Raw genomic sequence first — 13,503 nt, forward strand, 5'->3', positions numbered from 1 at the left:
ATTAAGCCGCTGCGAGCGGCTTAATTCAGCTGAACCGGCCTCGAGCCGTGAATTAAGCCGTTGCAAGCGGCTTAAAATCAGCCGAACCGGCAGCCACGCTCATTCCGCTTTCTCTGTACCTCGGTATAGGCACAATGTGCTATAATGAGAACTGTTATTTTATCTAGAAGGGAATTTACACGGATGAGCCCAAAACCGGACGAACTGCGGCAGGAAGTAGCCAAGCGCCGTACGTTCGCTATTATATCTCACCCCGATGCGGGGAAAACGACATTGACGGAAAAGCTTCTATTGTACGGAGGAGCCATTCATATCGCGGGATCGGTAAAAGCCCGCAAAGCGGCGCGTCATGCGACGAGTGACTGGATGGAGATCGAGAAACAGAGGGGAATCTCGGTTACTTCCTCAGTCATGCAATTCCAGTATGCCGGCAAGCAAGTGAATATTCTCGACACGCCCGGTCACCAGGATTTCAGTGAAGACACTTATCGTACGCTGACAGCCGCCGACAGCGCGGTCATGTTGATTGACGTGGCCAAAGGCGTCGAGGCCCAGACGATCAAGCTGTTCCAGGTATGCAGCAAACGCGGCATCCCGATTTTTACGTTCATTAATAAACTGGACCGTGAAGGACAGAACCCGTTCGAGCTGCTTGAAGAGATCGAGCGCGTTCTCGGTATCCGCTCGGTGCCGATGAACTGGCCGATCGGCATGGGCCGCGAACTGTGCGGCGTCTATGACCGCATGAAAAATCAGGTTGAACTGTTCCAGGGTAAAGATCATTCCGCGATCGAAGTCCGCAAGACTGACGACTATCATGATCCGATCATCCGCGAGATGGCCGGCGATCATTTGGCCGATCAACTGGCACAAGACTTGGAGCTGCTTGATGTAGCCGGCGATCCATTCGACTATGACAAAGTGCGCAAAGGCGAACTCACACCCGTGTTCTTCGGCAGTGCAGTGAACAATTTCGGTGTGCAGACGTTCCTTGAGAATTTTCTGCAGCTCGCTCCGGAACCGGCGCCTCGCAAGAGCACCGATGGACTTGTAGCGCCGGACGACGAGAAATTTTCGGGTTATATTTTCAAAATTCAAGCCAACATGAATCCCGCCCACCGCGACCGCATCGCCTTCCTGCGAATCTGCTCCGGAAAGTTCCAGCGCGGAATGAGCGTCCGCCATGTTCGTGCTCACAAGGACATTAAGCTCTCCCAGCCGCAGCAGTTTCTTGCGCAGGACCGGGACATTGTGGAAACGGCATATCCGGGCGATATTATCGGACTGTTCGATCCCGGTATTTTCCGTATCGGCGACAGCTTGAGCGAAGGCAGCGAAATCATTTTCGATGAACTGCCTACGTTTTCTCCGGAGATTTTCTCGAAGGTGACCGTGAAGAACGCGTTGAAGCAAAAACAATACCTGAAAGGGCTCGATCAACTGACCGAGGAAGGAATGGTTCAAGTCTTCCGGACAGTCGGGCCGTTCGAGGACACGATTCTCGGTGTTGTCGGGCAGCTACAGTTTGAGGTTTTCGAGTACCGGATGCGAAACGAATACGGTGTCGAGATCCAGCTGTTCCGCACTCCGTTCCAGTTTGCAAGATGGATTGTGGCCGATAAGGTGGATGCCTCGAAATTCCGGATTAATTCAACGCTTGTGAAAGACAAGAACGGCAACGATGTCGCGTTGTTCGAGAACGAATACGCGATGAGAACGGCGATGGAAAGAATGCCGGACGTGAAATTTTTGGAGATGGCGCCTTAAATAGAAGACCAACGGAGCCTCCTGCGCACACATCGGCGGGGGCTTTTACTGTAAAACAGGAACTAAAATTTGCCGGAAGAGGGCGGATAGCGGATGGCCAGACGAATGATCCTAAAAGGTGGATCTGTGGTTCTGCCGCATAACGTAGTACAAGCGGATGTGATCGTTGAGGATGCGCTTATAACAGACATCGCTTACGATGTGGCCATACGGCCGGAGGATCAAGTCGTTGATGCGAGAGATTCATGGGTGCTGCCCGGTTTAGTGGACATTCATTGCGATGCCATCGAGAAGGAAGCCGAGCCGCGGCCGAACACGCTTTTTCCCCTTGGCATGGCGTTCCTGCAATTCGAGAAAAAGCTGGCGGGCCACGGGGATTACGACGATGCTTCATTCCTTGTCTCTCGGTGTGGGACTTAGTTTACGAGGCGAGTATCTTGTAGAGGAAATGGTGCATCTGATCGATTCTTTCCGTCAGGAAAGGGCTCTGATTCGTCATGGAATCCATCTCAGGTATGAGGTTTCTCATTTGACGGGCTTCAACCTCGCACAAAGGTTCATTTCCGACGGATTGCTCGATTATTTATCTTTAATGGATCACTCCCCCGGACAAGGACAATATCATCGGCCGGGTGCCTTCGAACGTTACGTCATGAAAAATCAAGGTGTCGGCCTGGAAGAGGTGACACAGATCATTGAGGAGCTGCAGGAGCGAAGAAGCCTCGTCGATTGGAGCCGGCTCCGGTCGCTGATTGCGAAGGCCCGGGAACGGGGAATTGCCGTTGCCTCGCACGACGACGACAGTGAGGAGGCCGTTAACCGATCGTTGGCTTTCGGAGCAACAGTCACCGAGTTTCCTCTCAACCTTGAAACTGCCGTTTACGCCAAAAGAAAAGGTATGGGCGTTTGTGTGGGGGCTCCCAATATTGTACGCGGGGGATCGCATGACGGAAATTTGAAAGCGGCGGAAGCCGTCAAGCAAGGCGCGGCGGACATTTTGTGCTCCGATTACCACCCGGCTTCTCTACTGCACGCTATTTTCTCATTGGAAGAGTACGGAGTACCGCTAAGCGAGGCGGCAGCATTGGCAAGTTATAATCCTGCAAAAGTAATCGGCCGTCACAAAGACATCGGATCTATCGAGCCAGGCAAGCGAGCTGACCTTCTGGTGGTGCGTAAGGTTAGGAAAATCCCGCTTGTCGGGACCACCATCGTGAACGGCACTGTTGTACACACCAGCCAAGATTATATGTGATCGTATGCTATAATGGTCGTTATGGGAAGCGGATACAAGGGAGGATACATAGATGGCAAAAAAGCAATTTGCCGTGATCGGATTAGGACGATTCGGTTCCAGTGTGGCCAAATACTTATCTGAAATGGGATATGAAGTTCTCGCCGTTGACGACAACTCCCAGCGTGTCCAGGATGTCGCGCATGCGGTGACGCACGCCGTTATCGCCGACTCCACGGATGAAGAGGCGATGAGCGCACTCGGCATTCGCAATTTCGATGTCGTTGTTGTGGCGATCGGACAAGATATACAGTCCAGCATTCTTACTACTTTAATACTGAAGGACCTCGGAGTGCCTTCTATTATCGTCAAAGCACAGAATGAACTGCACGGCAAAGTACTGAGTAAAATCGGCGCGGATAAGGTGATCTACCCGGAACGGGATATGGGGCTGAGAGTCGCTCATCATCTGATTTCACCGAACATTCTGGAGCACATCGAGCTTTCTCCCGATTACAGTATCGTCGAGATGAAGGTTCCGTCGGCGATGGTCGGCAAAAATCTCATACAGCTTGATATCAGGCAGAAATATGAATGCAATGTGCTCGCTGTCAAGAAGAACAATGATATGGATATTACACCGGCGCCGAATGTGCCCCTGCAGCCGGATGATGTGCTTGTAATCGTCGGCAGGAACGGGCAGCTCACGAAGTTGGAGCAAGCATATGCCGAACTTTGAGGGCTATATCAGCTCGGCCTCGAATCCCCGGGTCAAAGAATGGGCCAAGCTTCTCGATAGAAAGCACCGCCAGCGAGAAGGAAAGTTTCTGCTCGAAGGAGTGCATCTCGTTAAGGAAGCGCTGGATTCCGGCTGGCCGCTGGAACTGGTCGCTTTCGATGAAGGCAGCGAGGTCGGGGCGTTGTTCGAGGAGTATGTGGTTGGGAATGAATCTGGAGGACCTTCCTGGATTCCGGTTTCTCCGGATGTCATCGCTAAATGCACCGAAACGGAAACTCCCCAGCCCATCTTTGCAGTAGCAAAGAAACGGCCGCCAAACTCGAAGAGCCTCTTTGAAACGGAGCGCGCTCTCGTTGCCGTACTTGACGGCGTTCAGGATCCGGGTAATGTAGGCACCATCGTAAGAAGCGCTGCGGCCTGCGGTGCTTCGGCAGTTGTATTAGGCAAAGGCACCGCCGACTTGTATAACCCCAAGACCATTCGGGCGACGATGGGAGCTGTATTTCACGTGCCCGTTCTCGAAGCCGATTTAACGGAATTGCTGCCGGAAGCCAAATCGAGTGGAGCCGCGGTTGCGGGAACCAGCCTGCAAGCGACTCAATCTTGCTACGATTATGATTTTCGCAGAAACGTGTGGCTCGTATTCGGCAACGAGGGAAGCGGACTGTCGACTGAGGTGTCCCGATTGGTAGACCATCAGATGATTATTCCGATGACCGGGCGTGCGGAATCGCTGAATGTGGCAATGGCAGCGACGGTGCTGCTGTTCGAAGCACAGCGTCAACGGATGATTTAAAGACTGGAAACTGGTCGGGTATTCCCCGAGCAATCTCCAGTCTTTTTCGCGGTTGTACATATTATTAAAAAGGAATGTGGGCTAATGAATTATAAAAATCCAGAGGGTATAACATTAAGCGATGTCTACGGGTTTTGGAAGCTCATTGAAGATAGTTATAGTATCGGTCAGCTGTACGAAACCTATAAAAATATACTGGTTACGCTATCTGATGAAAACAGAACTTGTCGATTCATTTATTTTAAATCTATGGATGGGAAAGGTATTCGCATTTTAAAGGATGATAACACATATTTCGCAGTATTGTGGATGAAGAGTAATTCAATGGGAGGCACTGCGGAGGGTGTTGATGGTAAAGAGGCTTTTTATGAATGTCTTTACTTGTTCCGAACGTCACTTCAATACGGCGAGGTTTCATTAGAATCGGAACGCAGTCCCTTTGCACCGAGCGAACATGTTCCTCTGACTGAAAGAGAACGACAATTCCTTGAAATGAGAGAAGCAGGGCTTTCGCATGAGGAAATCCAATTATCCCTTCAACTTAATCACTCACAACTATCGAAGATTCGAAGATCTTTAGAATTGAAGGGTCGTGCTCAAGATGACAATTATTGTATAAGATTTTTATTGTGATGAAGTGTTAACTGGTAATACACCCGTGGAAAAAGTGATGGAAACTGAGAATACGTTAGCGTTTTACCATACCCGTCCTTTCTACGATGTGCATATTGTTGTCATACCAAAAAAAACATATTATTTCCCTAATAGATATAAAACCGGATGATGCAGATGTGGTGAATGAACTATTCTCAACAATTCGGGAAGTGGCAAAACAGGTTTACGAACGATACGGTGCCTGCACCGTGTCCACTAATATTGGCGAATATCAGAGTAACAAGCATCTGCACTGGCACGTTCACTATGGAAACCGGATTAAAGATTTGGACGGTACTTGGTGTTAAACTCAAATTCTGCAAACTTCCTTAGGACAGGCCGGGCAAGCAGGACAATGGCAAATTCGTCTGAGGGCATTCAGATTTAATATGATGATGCGGCCTTTCCGTATATCGATTGTCCCTTCGTCCTTCAATGCGTTAAGCATACGATTGACGCTTTCCCTCGTAGTGCCGATGAAATCAGCCAGCTCCGTATTGTTCAGCTTGATGCTGATCCGGATACCGTCTGCACAAGCGATACCGTATGAATTCGCCAGCCGGATCAGCGTAGACGCCAGCGCGCCAGGTTTGCCGTACAGCAGCAGGTCGCGAAACTTTGACTCGGTTACCCGGTGCAGCAGCGCCATCCAGTTGAGGAATCTGACGGCGAATTCACCGTTACGGTACAGAAGAATTTCAAGGTCCTTCCACTGGATGACGCCGATATCCGCATCTTCCACCACTTCAGCGCTGAAGCTGTGAACTGCGCGCATGCCGTCCTCCGGCTCACACAGCATATCCCCCGCCTGTATAATAGACAGGATAAAGTCCTTGCCGTCCTCCGTCGACTTCCGCAGCTTTACTTTTCCAGATCGCAAATAGTAGAGCTTGCCGGTAGGGTCCCCCTCCCAGAACAGGTAACTACCCGCTTCCGCACGTTTCGGATACATAAGCTCCTCCAACCCTGCGAACTGTTCCTTCGAAAAGAAATTATCAATACTCAGAGGATTTGCACATTGTTCCGTAACACCGTGTTTTTTGACAGCCGCTGCACTTATCGCCATGTTTGCCACTCCTTTTTTTCTTGTGAATCAAGCATACCTGCTCTGCTGACAAAACGTTATCGGGGAATTTCCTGAAAGATGAAAAGGGATTTCCCTTATTTCACTGTGAGAAAAATCACACCGGGGACAGAAATCAGTATTTTCCCGAGTCTATTTTCAGGGAATTCCCCAATATACTTCGGTTGCGGCAACCCCTACACTTATAAATAGAACGAGTAGGCAGGGAAGGGGTGCTAAGCATGAATAACCGTGATCATTTGCTTACGGAAGAATTGCAGCGACTTCGAACTCAGATCGGCAGTGATTTTTGCTCGCTAGGGTTGTTGGAAGGCTATGATCGGCTGCTGAAATGGAAGCTGGCTTCGGGGAACGTCAACGACAGGTTTCTATCGATCATTGAACGGCCGGGCAGGGGGCTCAGCGGATCCGTTGTGAAAGTCGGCAGAGCCATGCAGTTGAACGTGCCGGAGCTTGTTGCTGCAAGGCAGCTGCATGAATATGCCGTTCTGCTCGCTGAAAATTTGCGGTCTGCGTATGCGATCCCCCTATTTATAGGAAATCAGGTGACGGGTATATTGCTGGCGGGCGACCGTAAAAGGCGCATATACCGAACGGAAGAGCGAAATCAGATTGCGCTGGCGGGTGAACGAATCACACAGATCGTCGCGGAACAGGCTGTGGAGCCGAAATCATCCTGATTGATATGGTAAAATGGAAAACGATAGTTTCGCGAAGGAGTGACTTCATGGTTCGGATATTGGTCGTAGATGATCATGTGGTGGTTCGGTCAGGGCTCATCATGCTGCTCCACGGTAAGAACGACATGCAGGTGGTAGGAGAGGCGGCTGAAGGAGACGAAGCGGTGTCGAAAGCCGAAGAACTGCATCCGGATGTTGTCCTCATGGATTTAAGCATGCCTCACGGCAAGGATGGGCTGACGGCTACGGCGGAGCTTAAGAAGCGGCTGCCGGACACAGCGATCCTTATACTAACGATGCATGATGATGAAGAATATTTGTTCCGGGCCATACATGCCGGAGCTTCCGGATATATTTTGAAAAGCGCGCCTCATGAGGAATTGCTCACGGCGATTCGCCAAATCTCAGGCGGGAACGCCTATTTATCTCCCACAGCGACCAAGCGCCTGATGAGTGATTATCTCGACAAGATGAAGAACGGCGAGCACGCGGGCACCTATGAGTCGCTATCCGATCGGGAGAAAGAAATTCTTGCGAAAGTGGCTCAAGGATACTCCAACAAGGAAATCGCCGAGCAGCTGATCATCAGTGTCAAGACGGTCGAGTCACACAAGAGCAATCTGATGGAGAAGCTGGATTTGAGAACAAGGCCCGCTCTTGTCAAATTCGCGATGAAGAAAGGATTGCTGAACTTTGAGTGAACGGAGCAGCCAGGAACGATATCCCTCGGAAAATATCGCGGAGAATGTGGATTCTCTGTTGGAACGGCTGGACGGGCAGATCGCCGATCCGGCTTTTAGAGATGTTCTGAAACGATCTCTCAAGCAGCTTGCCGATGTTAAATTCGCTTTGGATGAAGCCTCCATCGTTGCGGTGACGGATCGCAAAGGAACAATCCAGTATGTGAACGATAAGTTCTGCAAGATTTCGGGTTACTCCAGGGAGGAGCTTATCGGACAGGATCACAGGCTTGTGAACTCCGGCTGCCACGGCAAGGCGTTCATGCGTGATTTGTGGAGCAGCATCTCATCCGGACACGTCTGGCAGGGAGAAATAAAAAACCGTTCCAAAAACGGCGGGGAATATTGGGTTGACACCACTATCGTTCCATTTGTAGATGCGGAGGGCCGCCCCTATCAGTATTTGGCGATTCGTCATGAAGTGACGCAGCTGAAGCAGACGGAAGAGCAGCTGCAGTCGATGATGGCCCAGATGATGCAAATCCAGGAAGAGGAGCGACGGCGCTTCTCGCGAGATTTGCATGACGGAATCGGGCAAAGCTTATTTTCGCTGAAAATAACGCTGGATCGGATGATTTCGGAAGGAGCAGACAAGGGGCTGGAGAACCTTGGGCGTGAAGTATCGCAATTAATGGCCGAGGTTCGCGGGCTCGCTTGGGAGCTTCGTCCCTCCGTGCTTGATGATTTGGGCATCGTGCCCGCTCTTCGAACCTATATTGAAAATTATGAGCAGCATTATGGCATTCGCGTTCATTTCGACTGTAATCTACGCAAACGGCCGAACCTTTTGATAGAGACGACGATTTACCGCGTTGTGCAGGAGGCGCTGACCAACGTCGCCAAATACGCAGACGTTTTCGAGGCCTGTGTGGCGGTACGCGATCATGGCGACCATTTGGAAGCAGTCGTCGAAGACCGGGGTATCGGCTTCAGCAGGGAAAAGAAAGGCCGCGGCGTCGGTTTATTCAGCATGGAGGAACGGGCAAGGGCGGTTGCAGGAGAGCTGCGAGTTCGCTCGCAGCCGGGCGAGGGTACCGCTGTGAAGTTAAAAGTGCCGATTAAAGCGGGCTAAACTGTAATCGTTGAGCCGTTCGGATTTGTCGCCGGACGGCTTTTTTGTGTCCATTTTGTGGTATTCGTGGAACTGTGAAGTTTGTCACAGTGTGAGCGCGATGCAGCGATGTATGATGAACGCGTATCAGAATCGAAGGAGGAGACGACATGAAGAAATCAATGTACACAATCGGCGTTGTATTGGCAGCCGCACTAATCGCTACCGGATGCGGCGGAGGCGGCGGCAACGAGAATACAGCGGCTGCAGCACCGGAGGCGGCACAAGCTGCAAACGTAGATGCAAGCGGCGCCAAGGCGATCACGATCAACGCCAAGAATTTTGAGTTTGACCAAAAAGAAATCAAAGTGAAAAAAGGCGAGAAGCTCAGCATCACACTGAAAAACAGTCAAGGAAACCATGCCATCCAAATCGAAGGCTATGACCAACAGATCAAAGGAGGCAAAACGGTAACTTTTACTGCGGATAAGGCCGGAGAGTTCAGGTTTCTGTGCTCCGTCATGTGCGGTGCAGGCCACATAGATATGGTCGGCAAATTGATCGTGGAATGAACAATGATTTTTCCACCTGGGGACGGGTGGATTTTTATTTTTTATGTTTGTGATTAATTTCACATTAATTGCTCCGTGACTTGTGTTAGATTAGAGGTCGCCTGTTACTATCTCGATTATGCACCGTTTATACATATGATAATAGGTGTATAGGGAGGTATGACAGATGAATGCAAAATACTCGGTTCACAGTGCTTCCGACAATGGCGGCAGCGTGCGGGAGTTTCTGATACAGGATACCGTTCAGCGTGCCAAGCAAGAGCATGATTTGCTCAAAGAAGAACTTCAGGACATTTACCAACAGGCCTGTATCGTACGCAGAGAACAGAATGAGATCCGGCTTAACCGAGAAATGCGTCAATTGAAGGACAGTGTTACGCATTTCATCAAGGAATGGAGTGCCCATACAAGATGGGAAGAATCAGAGCTGTTCCCATTCGCCGCAAACTATTGGGGAGAGGAGCCGGATCTCTTCGCACTCATGGAGCAGGAGTTTGAGCTGGCCGAGCAATTCATTCGCGGATTTTTGCAAACCCTGGATCGTGCCGTTGTACTTCTTCCTCAAGAAGAAGCACGCAGAATGGCCTCTTATTTAATACAGGCTTATGCAATTTTGAAAAACCGTTTCTCCGAGGAGGAGGAAATTATACTGTTGCTGACGGACCGCTCCAACAGTTTCGCTTACTAAAGGCTTAAATACGATTGTACTTTTTTTCACAAAAAAAGAACTTCAGTGTGATGAACTTCACATTCATCGAAACAATCATCCCTCATACTGAAGGTGCAAGGAAAACAAAACAATCCTAAATCCCGAAGGGAGATGGCCTTAATGGTCATGAGATGGTTCAAACAAAATGTATGGGCGGCTGCAGTAGTCATGGTATTACGGATTTACCTGGGTGTGCAATGGATCGAGGCGGGCTGGCACAAGCTGACGGACGGATTTGATGCTGCGGGTTTCTTGAAGGGCGCGGTAGCAAAGCCGATTGCCGATCATGCAACCCAAGCAGTTATATTCCCTAACTATACTTACTTCTTGGAGCACTTCGCTCTCCCCAACGTGAAGCTGATCAACTTCCTGATTCCTGTCGGAGAATTTTTAATTGGTGTGGGACTCATCGTCGGCGGATTGACGCTCACGGCTGCATTCTTCGGTCTGATGTTGAACTTCATGTTCCTCCTGGCCGGAACCCTAAGCACGAACTTGGCTGCTGCTTATCGGATTCATTGTCATGGCGGCGGGTGCCAACGCAGGACGCTTCGGGATTGACGCTTACTTGATGCCTCTGCTTCGCAAAGGCTGGGCCAAATTGACCGGTAATCATCCTAAAAACAAGACCGGCGGCAAACTCGGCAAAACCTTGCCCCACTGACGAAATAAAGGGAGGGTACGCTCATGGATAACTCGAATTCAGCGCTGCTCGACTTGTATCTCACTTACGATCAATGGAAAGAAGAGCATGAGGCTCTGTATGCCAGGCTGCTTGAATTGTGCCGGCTTATGAAATGGAACCCGTCCAACTACGAGTACCCCGACTGGGATGCTCATCATCGCAAGGTCCGGAATTCCTTCATTCCATTCATGCTCGATTGGCAAAGGCATTTGAGCAAGGAGAGGAGGACGATCTATCCGATCGCCAAATCTTTGACCTGCGGCGGCCGAATCGGCCCGGTCGCCGCACTCGAGCAGGATGACCGCATCGCCGCCCAGTTCTATGAGGAGTATCAGAAGGTTACGAAGGACGGCACATCACCGGAAGACGCTCTTTCCCGCTTGTTGCAGGTACTTATGATCATTGCAGAGCATTTCCGTGTTGAGGACGAGACGGTTGTCCCAGCGACGGATCGGCTGATGGAGCAATTAGAATACAGCAGTTGTTGAGTGAGGAGAGAACACCATGGCTATCACTGAAGAATACGGAATTGAACCTGCTCCGGCTCCTCTCGATGAATGGAGAGGTTTCCGGCAAGGACGCTGGCAGCAGCAGATTGACGTTAACGACTTTATCGGGCTTAACCTGACTCCTTACGAGGGTGATGAAAAATTCCTTGCCGAACCGACGGATGCTACCAAGCGGATGTGGGCAATGGTTCTGGAGCTGATGAAGCAGGAGCGCGAGAACGGCGGCGTCCTTGATGTCGACACGAACACGGTGTCAACGATCACATCACACAAGCCGGGTTATATCGACCGTAATTTGGAAAGAATCGTCGGTCTGCAGACGGATGCTCCGCTGAGACGCTCGGTTCAGCCTCTCGGCGGCATCCGGATGGTTATAGACGCTTGCGAAGCCTATGGATACAAGCTGCCGGACGAAATTGTCCGATTGTTCACAGATATACGCAAAACGCACAACCAAGGAGTATTTGATGTATATACCGATGAGATGAAGCTGGCACGCAAAGCCGGGATTATCACCGGACTGCCGGACGCATACGGAAGGGGCCGTATTATAGGAGACTACCGGAGGGTGGCCCTGTACGGAGTCAATCGGTTGATTCAAGCGAAAAAGGCCGATCTGGCTCTGGCAACGGATGTCATGTCGGAAGAGGTCATACGGCAGCGGGAAGAGCTGGCGGAGCAAATTCGCAGCTTGGGCGATTTGAAACAGATGGCCGGGTCCTACGGTTATGATATCTCCGTTCCGGCCAAGAACGCCGAGGAAGCAGTACAGTGGCTGTACTTCGCTTACTTAGCGGCGATCAAGGAGCAGAATGGGGCGGCCATGAGTCTTGGACGCGTATCCAGCTTTCTTGACATCTACATCGAGCGCGACATTCGGGAAGGCAAGCTGACCGAGGCTCAGGCGCAGGAATTGATAGACCAGTTCGTCATGAAGCTGCGTCTCGTCAAGTTTCTCCGTACGCCGGATTACAATGAGCTGTTCAGCGGCGACCCGACATGGGTGACCGAATCGATCGGCGGCATGGCCAACGACGGCAAGACAAGGGTGTCGCGAAATTCATTCCGGTTTCTCCATACCCTGTACAACCTAGGGCCGGCACCGGAGCCAAACCTGACCGTTCTGTGGTCGAAGAGGCTTCCTCAAGGCTTCAAGGACTATTGTGCGAAAGTATCCGTAGATACGAGTTCCATTCAGTATGAAAATGATGATCTGATGCGGCCCTTCTACGGAGATGATTACGGTATCGCCTGCTGTGTGTCGGCGATGCGCATCGGAAAACAAATGCAGTTTTTCGGAGCTCGGGCGAATCTCGCCAAAGCCTTATTGTACGCCATCAACGGCGGAATCGATGAAAAGCTCGGTATTCAAGCCGGCCCAACGCTGGCACCTCTCACCGGTGAAATACTCGAATACGATGAGGTCATGCAGCGTTACGATGATATGCTGGAATGGCTTGCCAAGCTCTACATGAATACACTCAACGTCATTCATTACATGCACGACAAATACTGCTATGAACGAATCGAAATGGCGCTTCACGATACCGAAATTGTGCGTACGATGGCTTGCGGAATCGCCGGACTGTCGGTCGTTGCCGATTCGCTCAGCGCAATCAAATACGCTAAGGTTCGTCCGATACGCAACGAAAAAGGACTGGCCGTCGACTTCGACATCGAAGGGGAGTACCCGCAATATGGGAATAACGATTCCCGGGTTGACGATATCGCCGTGCAATTGACGGAGACGTTCATGAAAAAGCTTCGCAAGCACCGCACGTATCGCGACGCCATGGCGACGATGTCGGTACTAACGATTACCTCCAATGTGGTATACGGCAAAAAAACCGGCAGTACGCCTGACGGCCGCAAAGCGGGCGAACCATTCGCCCCGGGAGCGAACCCGATGCACGGCCGGGACCGGAAGGGCGCGCTCGCGTCCTTGAACTCCGTCGCCAAGCTGCCGTACGATAGCTGCCTGGATGGTATATCGAACACATTTTCCATCATACCGAAGGCGCTCGGACGCGATGCAGATACGCGGATCCGCAGCCTTGTATCGCTGCTCGACGGTTACGCTTCGAAGGGCGGGCATCACCTGAACATTAACGTATTCAACCGCGAGCAGCTGCTCGACGCGATGGAGCACCCGGAGGAATATCCTCAGCTCACCATACGTGTCTCGGGCTATGCGGTGAACTTTATCAAACTTACGAAAGAGCAGCAGCTCGACGTTATCAGTCGCACTTTCCACGGCCACGTGTAAACAAGCGTATTCGAGAG

16 protein-coding genes and 1 pseudogene are annotated in these 13,503 nt (G+C 51.0%); 16 read left to right on the top strand and 1 reads right to left on the bottom strand.

The genetic code is table 11. The features are described from left to right. Positions 1 to 183: 183 nt before the first annotated feature. The 8 genes from SD71_RS08870 to SD71_RS23000 all read left to right on the top strand — a co-directional run bounded on the left by SD71_RS08870 (position 184) and on the right by SD71_RS23000 (position 5,498). On the top strand, positions 184 to 1,767 hold the full coding sequence (locus SD71_RS08870; RefSeq protein ID WP_041062065.1) for a peptide chain release factor 3: 1,584 nt from the start codon (positions 184 to 186) through the stop codon (positions 1,765 to 1,767). 93 nt (positions 1,768 to 1,860) lie between these two features. Beyond that, on the top strand, positions 1,861 to 2,187 hold the full coding sequence (locus tag SD71_RS24815; protein WP_235427047.1) for an amidohydrolase family protein: 327 nt from the start codon (positions 1,861 to 1,863) through the stop codon (positions 2,185 to 2,187). After that, positions 2,153 to 3,022, top strand: a complete 870-nt coding sequence (locus SD71_RS08875; protein ID WP_235427048.1) for an alpha-D-ribose 1-methylphosphonate 5-triphosphate diphosphatase — start codon at positions 2,153 to 2,155, stop codon at positions 3,020 to 3,022. The genes SD71_RS24815 and SD71_RS08875 overlap by 35 nt, the downstream gene beginning before the upstream one ends. Before the next feature lie 52 nt (positions 3,023 to 3,074). Then, complete coding sequence (locus tag SD71_RS08880; protein ID WP_041062066.1) at positions 3,075 to 3,740, top strand: potassium channel family protein; 666 nt, start codon at positions 3,075 to 3,077, stop codon at positions 3,738 to 3,740. After that, positions 3,727 to 4,536, top strand: coding sequence for a TrmH family RNA methyltransferase (locus tag SD71_RS08885; RefSeq protein WP_041062067.1), 810 nt, complete (start codon positions 3,727 to 3,729; stop codon positions 4,534 to 4,536). The genes SD71_RS08880 and SD71_RS08885 overlap by 14 nt, the downstream gene beginning before the upstream one ends. An 84-nt stretch (positions 4,537 to 4,620) precedes the next feature. Continuing rightward, the gene (locus SD71_RS08890; RefSeq protein WP_041062068.1) at positions 4,621 to 5,169 is read left to right on the top strand and encodes a helix-turn-helix domain-containing protein; all 549 of its coding nucleotides are present in this window, start codon (positions 4,621 to 4,623) and stop codon (positions 5,167 to 5,169) included. Between the two features lie 37 nt (positions 5,170 to 5,206). Then, positions 5,207 to 5,320 carry a hypothetical protein gene (locus tag SD71_RS25875; protein WP_326998733.1) on the top strand — a complete coding sequence of 38 codons (114 nt, stop codon included), beginning with the start codon at positions 5,207 to 5,209 and terminating at the stop codon, positions 5,318 to 5,320. After that, on the top strand, positions 5,268 to 5,498 hold the full coding sequence (locus tag SD71_RS23000) for a hypothetical protein (protein WP_326998728.1): 231 nt from the start codon (positions 5,268 to 5,270) through the stop codon (positions 5,496 to 5,498). Before SD71_RS25875 ends, SD71_RS23000 begins: the two co-directional genes overlap by 53 nt. A gap of 2 nt (positions 5,499 to 5,500) precedes the next feature. Here the strand turns inward: SD71_RS23000 and SD71_RS08895 are convergent, their stop codons facing one another. Further along, positions 5,501 to 6,256 carry a Crp/Fnr family transcriptional regulator gene (locus SD71_RS08895; protein WP_041062069.1) on the bottom strand — a complete coding sequence of 252 codons (756 nt, stop codon included), beginning with the start codon at positions 6,254 to 6,256 and terminating at the stop codon, positions 5,501 to 5,503. A 239-nt stretch (positions 6,257 to 6,495) separates the two neighbouring features. Here SD71_RS08895 and SD71_RS08900 point away from each other — a divergent pair, with 239 nt between their 5' ends. The 8 genes and pseudogenes from SD71_RS08900 to pflB all read left to right on the top strand — a co-directional run bounded on the left by SD71_RS08900 (position 6,496) and on the right by pflB (position 13,486). After that, complete coding sequence (locus tag SD71_RS08900; protein WP_052476097.1) at positions 6,496 to 6,954, top strand: GAF domain-containing protein; 459 nt, start codon at positions 6,496 to 6,498, stop codon at positions 6,952 to 6,954. Positions 6,955 to 7,001: 47 nt separating this feature from the next. Beyond that, positions 7,002 to 7,655 (top strand): response regulator transcription factor, encoded by a 654-nt coding sequence (locus tag SD71_RS08905; protein WP_041062070.1) that lies wholly within the window; start codon positions 7,002 to 7,004, stop codon positions 7,653 to 7,655. Beyond that, positions 7,648 to 8,766 carry a PAS domain-containing sensor histidine kinase gene (locus SD71_RS08910; protein ID WP_041062071.1) on the top strand — a complete coding sequence of 373 codons (1,119 nt, stop codon included), beginning with the start codon at positions 7,648 to 7,650 and terminating at the stop codon, positions 8,764 to 8,766. The genes SD71_RS08905 and SD71_RS08910 overlap by 8 nt, the downstream gene beginning before the upstream one ends. A 149-nt stretch (positions 8,767 to 8,915) precedes the next feature. Continuing rightward, positions 8,916 to 9,317: a cupredoxin domain-containing protein gene (locus SD71_RS08915; protein ID WP_041062072.1), complete on the top strand. Its 402-nt coding sequence runs from the start codon at positions 8,916 to 8,918 to the stop codon at positions 9,315 to 9,317. Between the two features lie 166 nt (positions 9,318 to 9,483). Further along, positions 9,484 to 10,005: a hemerythrin domain-containing protein gene (locus tag SD71_RS08920; RefSeq protein ID WP_052476098.1), complete on the top strand. Its 522-nt coding sequence runs from the start codon at positions 9,484 to 9,486 to the stop codon at positions 10,003 to 10,005. Between the two features lie 141 nt (positions 10,006 to 10,146). Next, positions 10,147 to 10,690: pseudogene (locus tag SD71_RS08925) on the top strand (Crp/Fnr family transcriptional regulator). A gap of 23 nt (positions 10,691 to 10,713) precedes the next feature. Then, on the top strand, positions 10,714 to 11,199 hold the full coding sequence (locus SD71_RS08930; RefSeq protein ID WP_041062073.1) for a hemerythrin domain-containing protein: 486 nt from the start codon (positions 10,714 to 10,716) through the stop codon (positions 11,197 to 11,199). 16 nt (positions 11,200 to 11,215) lie between these two features. Then, the gene (pflB, locus tag SD71_RS08935; protein ID WP_041062074.1) at positions 11,216 to 13,486 is read left to right on the top strand and encodes a formate C-acetyltransferase; all 2,271 of its coding nucleotides are present in this window, start codon (positions 11,216 to 11,218) and stop codon (positions 13,484 to 13,486) included. The last annotated feature ends 17 nt before the right edge of the window (positions 13,487 to 13,503 follow it).

Origin of the sequence: Cohnella kolymensis, from assembly GCF_000829465.1 — a bacterium.
In the GTDB taxonomy this organism is placed as follows: Bacteria; Bacillota; Bacilli; order Paenibacillales; family Paenibacillaceae; genus Cohnella; species Cohnella kolymensis.